The sequence below is a fragment of the Mannheimia pernigra genome, assembly GCF_013377995.1.
In the GTDB taxonomy this organism is placed as follows: Bacteria; Pseudomonadota; Gammaproteobacteria; order Enterobacterales; family Pasteurellaceae; genus Mannheimia; species Mannheimia pernigra.
The window spans coordinates 953,620-969,308 of the sequence record NZ_CP055305.1; the positions used below are offsets into that span (position 1 = coordinate 953,620).

Genomic DNA, 15,689 nt, shown 5'->3' on the forward strand with positions numbered 1-15,689 from the left:
TTAGGGAGAATTTATGTTATTACCAGAACAACAAATAGCTTTACGTAATGAATTAAAAGAAAATCCAGCTCAAATTTTAGAGATGGTTGCCTCGAAATATCAATGCTCGCTGGAAGAGGTAATGCTTAGCCTACCATCGGATATGCTTAAAGTAACAGGTGGAGAGCGTTTTGCTGAAATTCTACAAGACATTCACGAGTGGGACGATTCAATCACTTTTATTGTGCATACGGAAGATGCGATTGTAGAGTTTGTTGGTAAGCTTCCAAGTGGTTCAATTTCGCGTGGATTTTACAATTTTGAACATAAAGAAAGCGGTGGCTTACAAGGGCATTTACGTTATGAAAATTGTGCCAAAATCTACTTGCTTGATAGACAATTTATGGGCAAGCGTACCGTTTCCCTGATTTTTATTAACAAGAAAGGCAATGCGATGTTTAAGATTTTTGTTGGTAGAGAAAAAGTAGGCGGTGCATTAAAAGAAGAACAAATCAGGGCTTTATATAAATTAATTGGCTAAATTTGCAAAAAATTAATGAAATTTGACCGCTTGTCATTGTTAAAAAGGCTGCAACTTCGCAGCCTTTCTCATTGGTTAGCCGATAGCTTGTGGTAAATAACCTAACTGAATTAAAAATGGAATAATCATAATGATGATACCAGCAATTAATGCAACCACTAAGGCTAAATTACCACCGATTACTCGATAAGGTAGATTTGGGTGCTGGCTGCGTGCTTTCCACGCCAAACCGATGGGTAAAATCATACCGTAGAATGCAAAGAGTAGCCCAGCATAACCTAATGCCATAATAAAACCATCTGGGTAGAACAGTGCAAATAACAGCGGTGGGGTGAAAGTGGCAATAGTTAACCATAAACGGTTAGCCGGTAAATTTAATCGTTTTAATAAATCGCTCATACCTTCAAAAATACCCATAGATACGCCTAAGAATGAGGTAATGAGAGCAAGTACAGAGAATAGTCGAACCATTTCGCCTAAAACTGTGCTATCTGTAATTTGGCTGGTTGCGGTAACTAATCCATTTAATGTCGGGTCTTGCATAAGAATGGTGGTAAATTCATTTTGACTTAATACACCGTGTGTGGCGAATTGCCACAATAAATAGGCAACTAATGGAATAGCTGTACCGATATAAATTGATTTACGAATTTTACCGATATCTGCATCTAAATAGGTGTTAATTGTTGCCATAATGACGTGGAAACCAAATGCTGTAAAGAAAATAGGCACAGCAGAAATCACCAGTAAATTATCTAACGGAATGGCAGTTAAGTTTTCTAATTGAGCTTTTGGCAGCATCATCATTAATACGGCGATAAAAGCGACGATCTTTCCAAGAAATAATACCCTGGTTAAACCATCAACGGATTTTACCCCGATAACCACAAAAGCACCTAATACGACAGTAAAGGCTAAAATACTGATTTTAAGTTTCATGTCAGCATCTGCTATTTCAGGCATAATACCCGCAAGTAACGAACCACCACCTGTAATATAAGCAGAAAGTAACGCGTATAGTAAAACTAATAAACTAAAGGTTGCCAGCACACGTCCCATTATGCCGAAGTATTGCTCAGCAAGGCTTGCCACGCCAGCATCTTTTTGTGGAGCGGTTTGATACACTTCCATAAACAATAAACCAGTGTAAGCCAATAATGCCCAAAGCCCAATTAGTAATAAAGCCGTTGCACCGAACCCCATACCCGCAGAGGTGAGTGGCATTGCAAGCATACCTGCACCAATGGTTGTGCCCGCAATCATTAATGCACTGCCTAAGATTTTATTTTTCATCATTGTGTTTAATATAATTAAAAAGGAACGTATTTTATCAGAAATTTTAAGCAATGCTATTGGGCAAGATAGAATAATTATTCAGCTTATTTTTGCACAATCAAGCTTGCTTTAGTAAACTAACGCCAATTTACAATTTTTTAGCAAAAATAGACCGTTTGTATGTCTCTAATTTCATTTTCTTTGCCAAAATCAGATGGCAATTTTCAAGATCATCAAACGCTTGGCAATTTGGTCGGGCATTCTGATACATTAGCTATTAGCCAAGCTGCTCAAGCCTTTAACGGCTTAACGGTAGTCGTGACGCCAGATACTCGCACTGCGTTGCGTTTAGAGAAGTCGTTGCCACAGTTTGCAGAATTACCTGTGCAACTTTTCCCTGATTGGGAAACGCTACCGTACGATAATTTCTCACCGCATCAAGACATTATTTCTACTCGCTTATCAGCATTGTTTGAATTACAACAGGGTAAAAAGCAGATTTTCCTTTTGCCAATCAATACCTTAATGCAGAAAGTCTGTCCGCCGAGCTACTTAAGCAACAATGTGCTGCTAATTAAAAAAGGCGACCGCTTTTCGATTCAACATCTCCGTTTACAACTGGAAAATGCAGGTTATCGTGCGGTGGATCAAGTATTGGAATATGGTGAATATGCGGTTCGGGGTGCCATTTTAGATTTGTATCCGATGGGGGCAGACGAGCCATTTCGGCTTGATTTTTTCGATGATGAAATTGATTCAATCCGTACTTTTGATGTGGATAATCAACGCACTAAAGCAGAAATCGCCGAAATCAATTTATTACCTGCCCACGAATTCCCAACAGATAGTAATGGGATCGAGCATTTTAGAACCAAATTCCGAGAAACTTTCGGTGAAATACGCCGTGAGCCAGAGCATATCTATCAGCAGGTAAGTAAAGGTATTTTGAATGCAGGAATCGAATATTGGCAACCACTATTTTTTGCTGAAATGGCAAGCCTGTTTGACTATTTTTCTAGCAATACGCTCTTGATCACTTTTGCTGATATTCAACAAAAAGCGGAGCAATTTCAACAAGATACGCAAAATCGTTATGAGAGCCGCCGTGTGGATCCAATGCGTCCGTTACTGCCACCGAGCGATCTTTGGTTTACGATTGATGAGATAAATCGTAGGTTGAAAGGATATCCACGACTTACGATAACAGCAGAAAAAATCCGTCAATCTGCAGCGAAAATGAATGCAAATGTAGCTAATTTGCCAGAGCTCGCCATTCAATCGGGAGCGAAAGAGCCGTTTGCGGCGTTCCAACAATTCCGCGAGAAATTCAACGGCAATATTCTGTTTTCGGTGGAGAGCGAGGGGCGGCGGGAAACTTTACTCGAATTGCTCGCACCGATTGGGGTGAAGCCGCAACAAATTTCGCAAATTTCCAATGAAATTCCACCGCTTGCATTGATGATTTCGCCGTTGGATCAAGGATTTATGGTCGAAACAAGCGGTCAACATTTAGCAATAATTTGCGAAACGGATCTTCTTGGCGAAAAAGTCCAACAGAATCGCCGTGAGAAGAACCGCAAAACCGTTAATCCTGACACGCTGATTCGCAACTTGGCAGAACTCAAAATCGGGCAAGCAGTCGTGCATTTAGAAAACGGCGTAGGTCGCTATGGCGGTTTGACCGTGTTAGAAGCTGGCGGGATGAAAGCGGAATATTTGGTATTGCATTACGCCAATGATGCCAAACTCTATGTGCCCGTTGCCTCCCTGCATTTAATTAGCCGTTATATCGGCGGAACTGAGGAAACTGCTCCGTTGCACAAATTAGGCAGTGAGGCTTGGGTGAAGACTCGCCAGAAAGTGGCGGAGAAAATTCGTGATGTGGCAGCCGATCTGCTTGATATTTATGCCAAGCGTGAGAGCCAAACAGGCTTTGCTTTCCAATACGATAAAACGGAATTCGACCAGTTCAGTGCTTCTTTCCCGTATGAAGAAACGGACGATCAAAAAATGGCTATCAACGCTGTGATTAGCGATATGTGCCAAGCGAAAGCAATGGATAGGCTGGTGTGTGGTGACGTTGGTTTTGGTAAAACTGAAGTGGCGATTCGTGCTACTTTCTTGGCTGTGATGAACCATAAACAGGTTGCCATTCTTGCCCCAACCACGTTACTTGCTCAACAACATTACGAGAATTTTAAAAATCGGTTTGCTAATTATCCAGTAAATGTTGAGGTGTTGTCTCGCTTTAAGACCGCTAAAGAGCAGAAAGTGATTTTGCAAAAAGTAGCGGAAGGTAAGGTTGATATTCTAGTTGGTACACATAAGCTACTGCAAGATGATGTGGCATTTTATGATCTCGGATTGTTGGTGATTGATGAGGAGCACCGTTTCGGTGTGCGTCAAAAAGAGAAGATTAAGCAGCTGAGAGCAAATGTCGATATTCTAACGCTGACCGCTACGCCAATTCCGAGAACCTTGAATATGGCGTTAAATGGAATGCGAGATCTGTCGATTATTGCCAGCCCGCCTGCTCGCAGACTTTCGATTAAGACCTTTGTTCGCCAAAACGATGAATCCATAATCCGTGAAGCAATCTTGCGGGAAATCTTACGCGGTGGGCAGGTTTATTATCTGCATAACGATGTGGCAACGATAGAGAACTGTGCAGAGAAATTATCCGAATTAGTGCCAGAGGCACGAGTGGTTATCGGGCACGGTCAAATGCGAGAAAGAGAGTTGGAGAGAGTGATGAGTGATTTTTATCATCAACGCTTTAACCTGCTTGTCTGCTCAACTATTATTGAAACAGGGATTGATGTACCAACCGCCAATACTATTATTATCGAACGGGCAGATAAATTTGGTTTGGCACAGCTTCACCAACTGCGTGGACGAGTTGGCAGATCGCATCACCAAGCCTATGCGTATATGCTCACGCCGCCGCCTAAGTTGATTACCAAAGATGCGATGCAACGTTTGGAGGCGATGAGTACTATTGATAATCTCGGTGCTGGTTTTGCGCTTGCCACCCACGATTTAGAAATCCGTGGGGCAGGTGAGTTGTTAGGTAGTGAGCAGAGTGGGCAGATTGAAAGCATTGGTTTTTCGCTCTATATGGACTTGCTCGAAAATGCAGTCAAAGCCTTGCAGGAAGGGCGTGAGCCAAGCCTAGACGAAATCACCCAAAATCAAGTGGATATTGAGTTACGCGTACCAGCGTTAATTCCTGATGATTACTTGCCAGATGTGAATATGCGACTTTCATTCTACAAGCGGATCGCAAGTTCAGAAAATCGGCAAAATCTCAACGATCTCAGAGTGGAGTTAATTGACCGCTTCGGTTTGCTGCCTGAGGCAACCAAAAACCTGTTTGCGATCACCCAGCTCAGGCTCGCTGCCCAACCTCTTGGTTTGAAGAAAATTGATGCAGGCATCAACGGTGGCTACCTTGAGTTTAAACCAACGGCACAACCCGATCCGATGAAATTTTTACAGTTAATTCAATCAGATAAAGGCAGCTATAAATTTGACGGTCCACTAAAATTTAGGTTTAGCAAATCATTAGAAGATAACGCTGAACGTTTGGCATTCGTGGCGGAACTGTTAGCAAAAGTCGCTGAGTAACAACAAGCGGTGATTTTTCACTAAAATTTTGCAACTGTGAAAATAAAAAGTCAGTGAAAAATAATGAAGCCATAAATAAGAGGTATGTTTCGCACCAAAATCTAGCCATCTCAGATCCGAAAAGTGAAAGAGAACGCCATAATGCTAAATTCAGCGTCAATGCGTGCTAGTTGGCATATTGAGAGTTGCAAGCGGTCAAATTTCGTAAAAATTTTACAAAAAAGCACTATTTTTCGCCACTTAAACCATTTTTTACAGATTTCCACTAAATTTATTTGACATTAAATCGGAAATCCATAGAATATGCACCAGTTGAGACGCTACGAAGTTCGTAGCGTTTTTAAATGCGGGAATAGCTCAGTTGGTAGAGCACGACCTTGCCAAGGTCGGGGTCGCGAGTTCGAGCCTCGTTTCCCGCTCCAATTTTCTATATTGTGCGCCCGAGTGGCGGAATCGGTAGACGCAAGGGATTTAAAATCCCTCGCCTTTCGGGGCGTGCCAGTTCAAGTCTGGCCTCGGGCACCATTTAGAAAATCAACAATTTAAACTAAATTTGCGGGAATAGCTCAGTTGGTAGAGCACGACCTTGCCAAGGTCGGGGTCGCGAGTTCGAGCCTCGTTTCCCGCTCCAATTTTTCTATATCGTGTCGCCCGAGTGGCGAAATCGGTAGACGCAAGGGATTTAAAATCCCTCGCCTTTCGGGGCGTGCCAGTTCAAGTCTGGCCTCGGGCACCATTTAGAAAAACAAAATTAAAAAATAACTTATTATCGGAGCCCGAGTGGCGGAATCGGTAGACGCAAGGGATTTAAAATCCCTCGCCTTTCGGGGCGTGCCAGTTCAAGTCTGGCCTCGGGCACCATTTCGATAATAGTCAATATGCGGGAATAGCTCAGTTGGTAGAGCACGACCTTGCCAAGGTCGGGGTCGCGAGTTCGAGCCTCGTTTCCCGCTCCAATCCTAAAAAGAACAGATAGCACCGTGAGGTGCTTTTTTTGTAGCTCAATTTTATTGAGAAATAAAAAAAACCATGCCGTAGCATGGTTTTGATTTGAAATATTATTTCTTCTGAGCTTTTAATGCTTCAATAACTTGTTTTTGTTGCCCAGCAGCAGCTTTACAGCCTGCAAGTGCAGATTGTTTGTCTGCATCGCTCATCGTTTTCCAAGCATCTTCAGATACTTTTAACATATCTTCTTTAGTCATACCTAATTGTGCTTTGATTTCTGGCTGTAGTTCAGCCGCTTCAAAAGTTAAGTCAATTAATTCTTTACATTCAGCAGGATATTCACTTGCTTGTGCTGATAATGCAAAACCAGAGATAAAGAGTGCGAGTGTTAATTTTTTCATAAAATCCTCATATTAATTTGTAAAATTAAGCAAAATAGCCGATGATTGGCTGATAGCTTATGAAGTAACGCTATTTCTAAGTTACGGAAGCATTATACATGATTGTTTTTTTTTTGAGCAATTTTGTGTTTGCTAATTAACTGGTATTACCTGTTTGGATTTTAAATAAATACGTAAAAATGAAAAAACTGACAATTATTGGTTTAGGCTGGCTTGGGTTGCCATTAGCAGAACAGATGAAAAAAGAGGGCTGGCACGTGGTTGGCTCGAAAAGAGTCGTGTCTGATATGCTAATTGAATGTTATCCGCTTGATTTGAATAATCTGATCATTGGTAATGACCTTGAGCCTTTGTTAGCGACTGAGGCTATGTTAATTGCGTTACCTCCTTCAAAAATAGCACCTGAAAATTATCTTTCAGGGATTCAAAAATTAGTTTCGGTTGCAATAGAAAATGGTTTAAAGCATATCCTTTTTACCAGCTCAACCTCTGTGTTGCCAATGGAGTCGGGCATTTTTGATGAAAACTCAGAAATTGCTCTAAGTTCTCTTTTAGCTAGAGTGGAAAAGTGGTTGCTCAGTTTGCCGATTCATTGCGATATTTTGAGGCTAGCAGGGCTTGTTGGTAAGACGCGACATCCTGTTTTTTATTTAGCGGGCAAACAAAATTTAAGTGGTGCGGAACAGCCAGTGAATTTAGTGCATTTGGACGATTGCATTGCGGCTATTTCTTTGCTTTTGGCAAAGCCAAATGGTAAACGTCTTTTTCATCTGTGTGCTGAGCAGCATCCAACTCGTCAGGCGTATTATAGCGAAATGGCGAAGCGTTTTGATTTGGGTGATTTGCAATTTTCTCAAGAAAATCGACCGCTTGTAAGAATTGTTAAGGCAGAAAAGATTTGTGCGGAGTTAGGGTTTGTTTATCGTTATCCGAATCCTTACGATTTTAAGCTGGATATTGAGTAAAACTCATACATAAAAAGTGGTTTATGTGTTAGGATATGCGAACTATTATCAACAACTTTTTAGGATGTTATGCTTGATGTTTTATTAGAACCTTTTGCCTACAATTATATGCAAAAAGCGATTTTTGTTAGTGTGGGTGTCGGACTTGTGTGTGCGTTTCTCTCCGCCTTTTTAATGTTAAAAGGCTGGTCTTTGATTGGTGATGCCTTATCTCACGCTGTAGTGCCAGGTGTTGCGATTGCTTATGCACTGAAATTACCTTATGCCGTTGGCGCGTTTTTTTCAGGGATTTTGGCTGCATTATCCATTCTTTGGGTAAAAAGCCTCACGAAAATTAAAGAAGATGCGGTTATCGGGTTTATTTTTACTACTTTTTTTGCATTAGGGATGTTTATTGTCTCGCTTAACCCAACTTCGGTTGATGTGAATTCAATTGTAATGGGGAATATTTTGGGCATTGCGGATGAGGATTTATGGCAAGTTGTATTCATTATTGCATTATCCCTGCTTGGTCTGGTGCTGTTTTGGAAAGATTTATTATTGGTCTTTTTTGATGAGCATCACGCACTTTCGGTAGGGCTTTCTCCGCTTCGCTATAAAGTGATTTTCTTTACATTATTAAGTGCTTGCGTTGTGGTTGCTCTGCAAACCGTTGGGGCAATTTTAGTGATTGCTATGGTAGTTACGCCAGGGGCGACAGCGTATTTATTAACGGATCGCTTTCCAAGATTGATGATGATTTCAATGCTAATCGGTTCACTTACTTCAGGTTTTGGTGCTTATTTAAGTTATTTTTTAGATGGTGCAACAGGAGCGGTGATTGTTTGTTTGCAAACGTTGATTTTCCTAGTGGCATTTTGCTTTGCTCCGAAATATGGCTTAATCACACAAAAGCGTAAATTATTAAATGTAGAGGTAAAAAATGCTTAATTGGATTTTAGAACCTTTGCAATTTGAGTTTATGCAAACTGCGTTAATTACTGCGATTTTAGTGGCGAGTGTGAGTGCGGTACTTTCTTGTTATTTAGTGCTCAAAGGTTGGTCGTTAATGGGCGATGCAATCTCTCACGCGGTGCTTCCTGGTGTTGTGATTGCCTCACTTGTAGGGTTGCCGCTATCTATCGGCGCTTTTTCTTCAGGTTTATTTTGTGCATTATCGGTTGGTTATTTAAAGGAAAATAGCCGTTTAAAAGAAGATACGGTAATGGGCATTGTTTTCTCAGGAATGTTTGCCGTTGGGATTATTTTATTTACTGGATTCAACACTGGTGAGCATTTAACCCATATCTTATTTGGAAATTTATTAGGGGTAACCACAAGCGATTTAATCCAAACTTTCGTGATTACATTGCTCACTTTCAGTGTGATGCTAATTAAACGCAAAGACTTCTTACTCTATTGCTTTGATATGAATCAGGCAAAAGTGGTTGGTTTACCAGTGAAATTATTACATTATGGATTATTATCGCTACTTGCTTTAACCATTATCAGTGCGATGCAAGTAGTTGGGGTAATTTTAGTGGTTGCTATGCTTATCACGCCAGGAATTACGGCGTATTTGCTGACAAAGCGGTTTGATAAAATGCTGATGATTGCATTATTGATTTCGGTTGGTTCATCGGTATTTGGCACGTTGCTAAGCTATCATATTGATGCTGCCACAGGCCCAACAATTATTTTAGTGCAAGCGATTATTTTTTTATTAAGTTTTGCTCTCTACTCTCGATCTTCCCGAGTTGTTGGCTAAGTCAAGTTAATATAACGTATAAAAAAATAGGGAGTGCATTGTTATCTGCCTCCCTATTTTTTATTTATCTGTGTTATTTTTGATAATGCAATAAACCGCCAAATACTTTTTCCAAATTGTGATTGTTAAATGTTTCTTCAATTTTACCGCTTGCAAGTAGCGTGCGGTTAATCATTAACACCTGATCGCAAAAGCTCGGTACGCTTGCAAGATTATGGGTGGAGACCAAAATCAAGTGCCCTTCACTTTTTAGTTGTTTAAGAAGTTCAACAATCGCATTTTCAGTTTTTACATCAACGCCCGTAAAGGGTTCGTCTAACAAAATGATTTTACTTTCTTGAGCTAGGGCTCGAGCGAGAAATACACGCTTTTTCTGCCCACCAGAAAGTTCGCCAATTTGTCGTGCTTTAAGATGTAAAACGCCGACGCGCTCCATTGCGTGTTCTGCTTTTTGTTTATCAATTTCACGAGGAATACGCAAAAAATTCATATAGCCGTATCGCCCCATCATCACGACATCATAAACAGAAACAGGAAATTGCCAATCAACCTCTTCGCTTTGTGGCACATAAGAGACTAAATTTCGCTTTAAGGCTTTGGAAATAGGTAATTGACCAAGTTTAATGGAGCCTGTAAGCGGTTTTACTAGCCCCATTAAACTCTTAAAAAGAGTGGATTTACCCCCTCCATTTACACCGATTAATGCACAAATAGTACCATCTTCAAGATGGAATGAAACATTGTGCAAAGCAATATGCCCGTTGTTGTAGCGGACAGATAAATTTTCGACGGAAATGGAGGTTGAATGTGTTGTCATTTTAACTCTAGTTATTTTTACTGCGTTCAAAACCTTCAACAATCGTACTGATGGTCACATTCAGCAAATCTAAGTAGGTTGGTACAGGGCCGTCTTTTTCTGAAAGCGAATCCACATAAATTACGCCACCATATAATGCGCCAGTTTCTTTTGCCACTTGTTTAGCGGGTTTATCTGAAACAGTACTTTCACTAAAGACAACAGGAATTTTATTTGCTTTTACGCCATCAATGACTTTTTTAACTTGTTTTGGTGAGCCTTGCTCTTCGGCGTTGATTGCCCATAAATAAAGCTCTTTTAAGTTATAGTCTTTGGCAAGATAGCTAAATGCACCTTCGCTAGTCACTAACCAGCGTTGTTGCTCTGGAATAAAAGCCAAACGCTGGCGAAGTGGTTCGGCGATGCCTTTTACTTTTTGAGCATAAGCTGCTGCATTCGCATTGTAAGTTTCGGCATTTTTAGGGTCGTATTTGACTAAAGCTGCACGAATGTTTTCAATGTAAATAAGCGCATTGTCAGTAGACATCCAAGCGTGTGGATTTGGTAAGTTTTTGTATTCGCCCTCTGTAATTGGCATTGGAACGATACCTTCTGTGACTACAACAGCTGGCTTACCTTTCACATTTTCAAAAAAACGCTCGAACCAACGCTCAAGGTTCATTCCGTTCCATAAGACTAAGTCCGCTTTTTGGGCTTTTACAATATCTTTAGGTGTGGGTTGATAATCGTGAATTTCCGCTCCAGGTTTGGTAATGGATTCTACCACTGCTTTGTCGCCCGCAACATTTTGGGCAATATCTTGAATTACGGTAAATGTGGTCACAACTTTGAATGGTTCAGCCATTGCAATGGCTGAGCTAAATCCTAAAGTTAATACGAGAGCTTTTTTGATTTTTGATAATTTCATCTTCAGCCTCCTTATTTTGTTGAGAATGATTATTATCGTGGCATATTCTATAGATCATTGGCTTGAATGTAAATAGGCTTGTTTTTTATAAGGTTATATTTTTCCTGTTTAACAAGCGTATATTCGCTGTTGCGTTAAGAAAAAATAACTAGCCTAAATTGGCAAGAATCAGTAGAATTAACACCCTTTGAAATTATTCTCGCAAAACTAACCTTTTGCCACAAACCGTGTAATAACGAGGCTTTCAAACTTTATGTCAGAACAAATCACTAATCCTGATTGTGGCTCAGTAGAGCAACCAAAAGAGAAAATTAATTTATTAGATTTAAATCGCCAAGAAATGCGCGAGCTGTTTGCTGAAATGGGTGAAAAGCCGTTTCGGGCCGATCAGCTGATGAAATGGATTTATCATTTTGGCGAAGAAAATTTCGACAATATGAGTAATATCAATAAAGTATTACGTGAAAAGTTAAAATGTATTGCTGAAATTAAAGCACCAGAGGTGGCGGTAGAACAACGCTCGGCAGACGGAACAATTAAATGGGCAATGCAAGTGGGGGAGCAGCAAATCGAAACTGTTTATATCCCAGAAGATGATCGTGCAACCCTTTGTGTTTCTTCACAAGTGGGCTGTGCATTGGCTTGTACTTTCTGCTCAACTGCTCAGCAAGGTTTTAACCGCAACTTAACTGTCTCAGAAATTATTGGGCAGGTATGGCGTGCTTCTAAAATCATCGGCAATTTTGGTGTGACGGGTGTTCGCCCTATTACTAATGTCGTAATGATGGGTATGGGTGAGCCATTATTGAATATGAATAATGTGATTCCAGCAATGGAAATTATGTTAGATGATTTCGCTTACGGTCTATCAAAACGCCGTGTAACGCTTTCAACTTCAGGGGTTGTGCCAGCATTAGATAAAATGCGTGAGCAAATAGATGTGGCGTTAGCGATTTCACTCCACGCACCAAACGATGAATTGCGTGATGTTTTAGTACCAATTAATAAAAAATATAACATCAAAATGTTGATGGAGTCAGTGAACAAATACCTTGAGGTATCAAATGCTAACCACGGTAAAGTCACTATTGAGTATGTAATGTTAGATCATATCAACGACAGCACCGACCATGCTCATCAGCTTGCGGAGGTGTTAAAAAATACGCCGTGTAAAATTAACTTGATTCCTTGGAATCCATTTCCAGAAGCGCCGTACGGCAAGAGTTCAAACTCTCGTGTAGATCGCTTCCAAAAAACATTGATGGAATACGGCTTTACTGTCACTGTGCGTAAAACTCGAGGCGATGATATTGATGCGGCTTGTGGACAGCTGGCTGGTGATGTTATTGACCGCACCAAACGCACCCTTGAAAAACGTAAATTTGGACAAGGAATTGAGGTCAGAACGCAATAAATTTGCATTTAAAATGAAAGGCAGGTTTTCCTGCCTTCGTTCTTTTTGTGATCTGCGTCGAAAAAGTCATATAAAAAATTTCCTTTCTTGAAGAAAATCGCTAGTCTTAGCTTTTGTGGAACAGTAAAATTAACCCCTTTGTTGTAGGAGAACACTATGTTTGCAAAATTTTTCTCAAAAATAACCGCTTGTATAATACTATTTTTATTAGCAGCTTGTTCTTCTCGCTTTCAGCCTTCCTCTGACGCAGAATTTAATCGATCGGAAGCGGTGAAAGCTCGCATTAATCTTGCTTTGGCTTATTTAGAGCAGAGCAATTTCCCCAAAGCGAAACAAAATATTGATAAAGCCCTGATTCACGATGAAAAGGATTATCTACCTTATTCGGTATTGGCGTACTATTATCAAAAAACAGGGGATACTGAAAATGCTGAAAAATCCTATCAAACTGCCCTAAATTTAAGTAAAAATCGACCTGATGTTTTAAATAATTACGGTACTTTTTTATGTAAGCAAGGTCAATTTCAGCAAGCTTATCATCAATTTGAACAAGCAGTTGAAAGCGAAGCACCTTATTATCATCAGGCAGATACTTTAGAAAACATCATTTTATGTGCGAAAAAAGAGCCGAATCTGAATAAAATAACGGAAACCTTAACTAAGCTCGAAAAATTAGACAAACAACGAGCAATTTTATTGAAAGGAAAGTAAATGACCGAAATAACCAATGAGCTAAATACTCAAATTAGCCATATTATTGCTAATGAGCTGAATGTTGGATCTCATCAAATTTTAGCCGCCATTCGTCTATTAGATGAAGGGAATACCATTCCATTTATTGCCCGCTATCGTAAAGAGGTCACTGGTGGTTTAGACGACACCCAGCTTCGCCATTTTGAAACTCGCTTAATTTATTTGCGTGAAATGGATGACCGCCGTCAAACCATTCTCAAATCGATTGACGAGCAAGGTAAACTCACTGATGCGTTGCGTGACAAAATCCTGCATTGTGAAAGCAAAACGGAGCTAGAAGATCTCTATTTGCCTTACAAACCAAAACGCCGTACTCGTGGGCAGATTGCAATTGAAGCGGGGCTCGAGCCATTGGCAGAAACCTTATGGAACGATCCGAAACAAGATCCTGAAACCTTAGCGGTAAACTTTGTGGATGCTGAAAAAGGCGTAGCTGATACGAAAGCAGCGTTAGATGGGGCGAGATATATTTTAATGGAACGTTTTGCAGAAGATGCTGAGCTACTTGCAAAACTCCGCCAATATTTGACCGCTTACGCTACGCTTGAATCTAAATTGATTGAGGGGAAAGCGCAAGAGGGCGAGAAATTCCGTGACTATTTCGCCCATAGCGAGCCGTTTAAAACGGTACCCTCTCACCGAGCGTTAGCGATGTTCCGTGGGAGAAATGAAGGCATTTTATCGCTAACGTTAAATGCGGATCCTGACGCTGAAGAGGGGAGCAAAACCAGCCATTGTGAAACAATTATCCGTGAACATTTAGGCGTTATTTTCAATAATCAACCTGCTGACAAATGGCGTGAGCAGGTGATTGCGTGGACGTGGAAAATCAAAGCCGCTCTGCATTTAGAAACTGAACTGATGGGCAGTTTGCGTGAAAAAGCTGAAGAGGAAGCGATTGATGTCTTTGCTCGCAATCTTTCTGCTCTGCTGATGGCAGCACCAGCTGGGGCAAGAAATACAATGGGGCTAGACCCAGGTTTGCGTACGGGAGTGAAAGTGGCCGTTGTGGATAATACGGGTAAATTATTAGATACTGCAACCGTTTATCCACACACTGGGCGAGAGGCAGAAGCTCAAATGGCAATTTTCACGCTCATTAACAAGCACAATGTGGAATTAATTGCGATTGGTAATGGTACGGCTTCCCGAGAAACCGAGCGTTTCGCCAAAGAGGTGATTAAGGAAATTAAAGAAAACAAACCACAAACTGTGGTGGTGAGTGAGGCAGGTGCTTCCGTTTATTCTGCTTCTGAATTTGCAGCAAATGAGTTTCCGAACCTCGATGTTTCTTTGCGAGGTGCGGTATCGATTGCTCGCCGTTTGCAAGATCCATTGGCTGAATTGGTAAAAATTGAGCCGAAAGCGATTGGCGTTGGGCAGTATCAGCACGATGTGAACCAATCCCAGCTGGCTCGTAAATTAGATGCTGTGGTGGAAGATTGCGTCAATGCGGTAGGCGTAGATCTCAATACCGCTTCCGCTCCGCTATTAGCCCGTGTAGCTGGAATGACAAAAACGCTGGCTCAAAATATTGTGGCGTTCCGTGATGAAAACGGACGTTTCAATAGCCGTTCTGAGTTGAAAAAAGTCCCTCGTTTAGGGCCTAAAGCCTTTGAGCAGTGTGCTGGTTTTATGCGAATTATTGGTGGAAAAAATGCGTTAGATGCCTCAAGCGTTCATCCAGAGGCTTACCCAATTGTGGAAAAAATCTTACAGGCGACTACGTCCACCTTGGCAGAATTAATGGGTAACGGCTCGAAAATCCACTCGCTGAATGCGAAAGATTTTGTAGATGAACAGTTTGGCTTGCCAACCGTGAACGATATTTTCAAAGAGCTGGAAAAACCAGGGCGTGACCCTCGTGGAGAGTTTAAAACCGCTGTGTTTATGGACGGTGTGGAAGACATTTCCGACCTAAAAGCAGGAATGATTTTAGAAGGCACAGTAACTAACGTGGCAAACTTCGGTGCCTTTGTGGATATTGGTGTCCACCAAGATGGTTTGGTGCATATTTCAATGCTCTCCAACTCGTTTGTGGAAGATCCGCACTCGGTGGTGAAGGCAGGCGATGTGGTGAAAGTTAAAGTGATAGAGGTTGATGTGGCTCGAAAACGTATTGCACTTACAATGCGTTTAGATGATAAACCAACCGAGAGGGTAGAACCTACAAGCGGTCGAAATTCCCCCGAAATTGGCAAAAAACCGCAAAAAAATGACCGCTTGCGAAGTGATAGCAGCAGTCCTTTTGGCAACAATGCCTTTGCCGATGCGTTGAAAGGCTGGAAGAAGTAAGGAAGTTGATTAGGCTGAAA

12 protein-coding genes and 6 tRNA genes are annotated in these 15,689 nt (G+C 41.1%); 14 read left to right on the forward strand and 4 right to left on the reverse strand.

The features are described 5' to 3' along the window. Positions 1-13: 13 nt before the first annotated feature. A complete protein-coding gene (gene hutX / locus HV560_RS04685; RefSeq protein WP_176807948.1) occupies positions 14-520 on the forward strand; it encodes a heme utilization cystosolic carrier protein HutX in 507 nt (168 codons plus the stop codon). A 75-nt stretch (positions 521-595) separates the two neighbouring features. Here the strand turns inward: hutX and HV560_RS04690 are convergent, their stop codons facing one another. Then, a complete protein-coding gene (locus tag HV560_RS04690) occupies positions 596-1,813 on the reverse strand; it encodes an aromatic amino acid transport family protein (RefSeq protein WP_176812833.1) in 1,218 nt (405 codons plus the stop codon). Positions 1,814-1,975: 162 nt separating this feature from the next. On the opposite strand from HV560_RS04690, the gene mfd reads away from it, so the two are divergent. From mfd to HV560_RS04725, 7 genes are all read left to right on the forward strand, one after another. Further along, the gene (gene mfd / locus HV560_RS04695) at positions 1,976-5,422 is read left to right on the forward strand and encodes a transcription-repair coupling factor (protein ID WP_176812266.1); all 3,447 of its coding nucleotides are present in this window, start codon (positions 1,976-1,978) and stop codon (positions 5,420-5,422) included. Positions 5,423-5,768: 346 nt separating this feature from the next. Further along, positions 5,769-5,844 (forward strand) — tRNA-Gly (locus HV560_RS04700). Between the two features lie 16 nt (positions 5,845-5,860). Then, positions 5,861-5,947, forward strand: a tRNA-Leu gene (locus tag HV560_RS04705). Between the two features lie 30 nt (positions 5,948-5,977). Beyond that, positions 5,978-6,053, forward strand: a tRNA-Gly gene (locus HV560_RS04710). 18 nt (positions 6,054-6,071) lie between these two features. Next, positions 6,072-6,158: transfer RNA gene (locus HV560_RS04715), tRNA-Leu, on the forward strand. A gap of 38 nt (positions 6,159-6,196) precedes the next feature. After that, positions 6,197-6,283: transfer RNA gene (locus HV560_RS04720), tRNA-Leu, on the forward strand. Positions 6,284-6,302: 19 nt separating this feature from the next. Beyond that, positions 6,303-6,378 (forward strand) — tRNA-Gly (locus HV560_RS04725). A gap of 102 nt (positions 6,379-6,480) precedes the next feature. On the opposite strand, the gene HV560_RS04730 is transcribed toward HV560_RS04725, so the two are convergent. Next, positions 6,481-6,771, reverse strand: a complete 291-nt coding sequence (locus HV560_RS04730; protein WP_159629163.1) for a hypothetical protein — start codon at positions 6,769-6,771, stop codon at positions 6,481-6,483. A 179-nt stretch (positions 6,772-6,950) separates the two neighbouring features. Here HV560_RS04730 and HV560_RS04735 point away from each other — a divergent pair, with 179 nt between their 5' ends. The 3 genes from HV560_RS04735 (at position 6,951) to HV560_RS04745 (ending at position 9,483) form a co-directional block, all read left to right on the forward strand. After that, positions 6,951-7,736, forward strand: a complete 786-nt coding sequence (locus HV560_RS04735) for a Rossmann-fold NAD(P)-binding domain-containing protein (RefSeq protein ID WP_176809653.1) — start codon at positions 6,951-6,953, stop codon at positions 7,734-7,736. Between the two features lie 69 nt (positions 7,737-7,805). Beyond that, positions 7,806-8,666: a metal ABC transporter permease gene (locus tag HV560_RS04740; protein ID WP_159629165.1), complete on the forward strand. Its 861-nt coding sequence runs from the start codon at positions 7,806-7,808 to the stop codon at positions 8,664-8,666. After that, the gene (locus HV560_RS04745; protein WP_176807951.1) at positions 8,659-9,483 is read left to right on the forward strand and encodes a metal ABC transporter permease; all 825 of its coding nucleotides are present in this window, start codon (positions 8,659-8,661) and stop codon (positions 9,481-9,483) included. The genes HV560_RS04740 and HV560_RS04745 overlap by 8 nt, the downstream gene beginning before the upstream one ends. 73 nt (positions 9,484-9,556) lie before the next feature. Here the strand turns inward: HV560_RS04745 and HV560_RS04750 are convergent, their stop codons facing one another. Both HV560_RS04750 and HV560_RS04755 read right to left on the reverse strand, forming a co-directional pair. Beyond that, positions 9,557-10,300 (reverse strand): metal ABC transporter ATP-binding protein, encoded by a 744-nt coding sequence (locus HV560_RS04750; RefSeq protein ID WP_176812267.1) that lies wholly within the window; start codon positions 10,298-10,300, stop codon positions 9,557-9,559. A gap of 7 nt (positions 10,301-10,307) precedes the next feature. Beyond that, complete coding sequence (locus HV560_RS04755; RefSeq protein ID WP_176807953.1) at positions 10,308-11,207, reverse strand: metal ABC transporter substrate-binding protein; 900 nt, start codon at positions 11,205-11,207, stop codon at positions 10,308-10,310. Between the two features lie 253 nt (positions 11,208-11,460). Between HV560_RS04755 and rlmN the strand changes: the two genes are divergently transcribed. From rlmN to HV560_RS04770, 3 genes are all read left to right on the forward strand, one after another. Next, a complete protein-coding gene (rlmN, locus tag HV560_RS04760) occupies positions 11,461-12,621 on the forward strand; it encodes a dual-specificity RNA methyltransferase RlmN (protein WP_159629169.1) in 1,161 nt (386 codons plus the stop codon). Between the two features lie 156 nt (positions 12,622-12,777). After that, positions 12,778-13,332 carry a type IV pilus biogenesis/stability protein PilW gene (pilW, locus tag HV560_RS04765; protein WP_159629170.1) on the forward strand — a complete coding sequence of 185 codons (555 nt, stop codon included), beginning with the start codon at positions 12,778-12,780 and terminating at the stop codon, positions 13,330-13,332. Further along, complete coding sequence (locus HV560_RS04770; RefSeq protein WP_176812268.1) at positions 13,333-15,669, forward strand: Tex family protein; 2,337 nt, start codon at positions 13,333-13,335, stop codon at positions 15,667-15,669. It begins immediately after the preceding gene. The last annotated feature ends 20 nt before the right edge of the window (positions 15,670-15,689 follow it).

Bases quoted from the DNA above. Each gene is read 5' to 3' on its own strand.
- hutX (WP_176807948.1), top strand. From the start codon at position 14: ATGTTATTACCAGAACAACAAATAGCTTTACGTAATGAATTAAAAGAA.
- HV560_RS04690 (WP_176812833.1), bottom strand. From the start codon at position 1,813: ATGAAAAATAAAATCTTAGGCAGTGCATTAATGATTGCGGGCACAACC.
- mfd (WP_176812266.1), top strand. From the start codon at position 1,976: ATGTCTCTAATTTCATTTTCTTTGCCAAAATCAGATGGCAATTTTCAA.
- HV560_RS04730 (WP_159629163.1), bottom strand. From the start codon at position 6,771: ATGAAAAAATTAACACTCGCACTCTTTATCTCTGGTTTTGCATTATCA.
- HV560_RS04735 (WP_176809653.1), top strand. From the start codon at position 6,951: ATGAAAAAACTGACAATTATTGGTTTAGGCTGGCTTGGGTTGCCATTA.
- HV560_RS04740 (WP_159629165.1), top strand. From the start codon at position 7,806: ATGCTTGATGTTTTATTAGAACCTTTTGCCTACAATTATATGCAAAAA.
- HV560_RS04745 (WP_176807951.1), top strand. From the start codon at position 8,659: ATGCTTAATTGGATTTTAGAACCTTTGCAATTTGAGTTTATGCAAACT.
- HV560_RS04750 (WP_176812267.1), bottom strand. From the start codon at position 10,300: ATGACAACACATTCAACCTCCATTTCCGTCGAAAATTTATCTGTCCGC.
- HV560_RS04755 (WP_176807953.1), bottom strand. From the start codon at position 11,207: ATGAAATTATCAAAAATCAAAAAAGCTCTCGTATTAACTTTAGGATTT.
- rlmN (WP_159629169.1), top strand. From the start codon at position 11,461: ATGTCAGAACAAATCACTAATCCTGATTGTGGCTCAGTAGAGCAACCA.
- pilW (WP_159629170.1), top strand. From the start codon at position 12,778: ATGTTTGCAAAATTTTTCTCAAAAATAACCGCTTGTATAATACTATTT.
- HV560_RS04770 (WP_176812268.1), top strand. From the start codon at position 13,333: ATGACCGAAATAACCAATGAGCTAAATACTCAAATTAGCCATATTATT.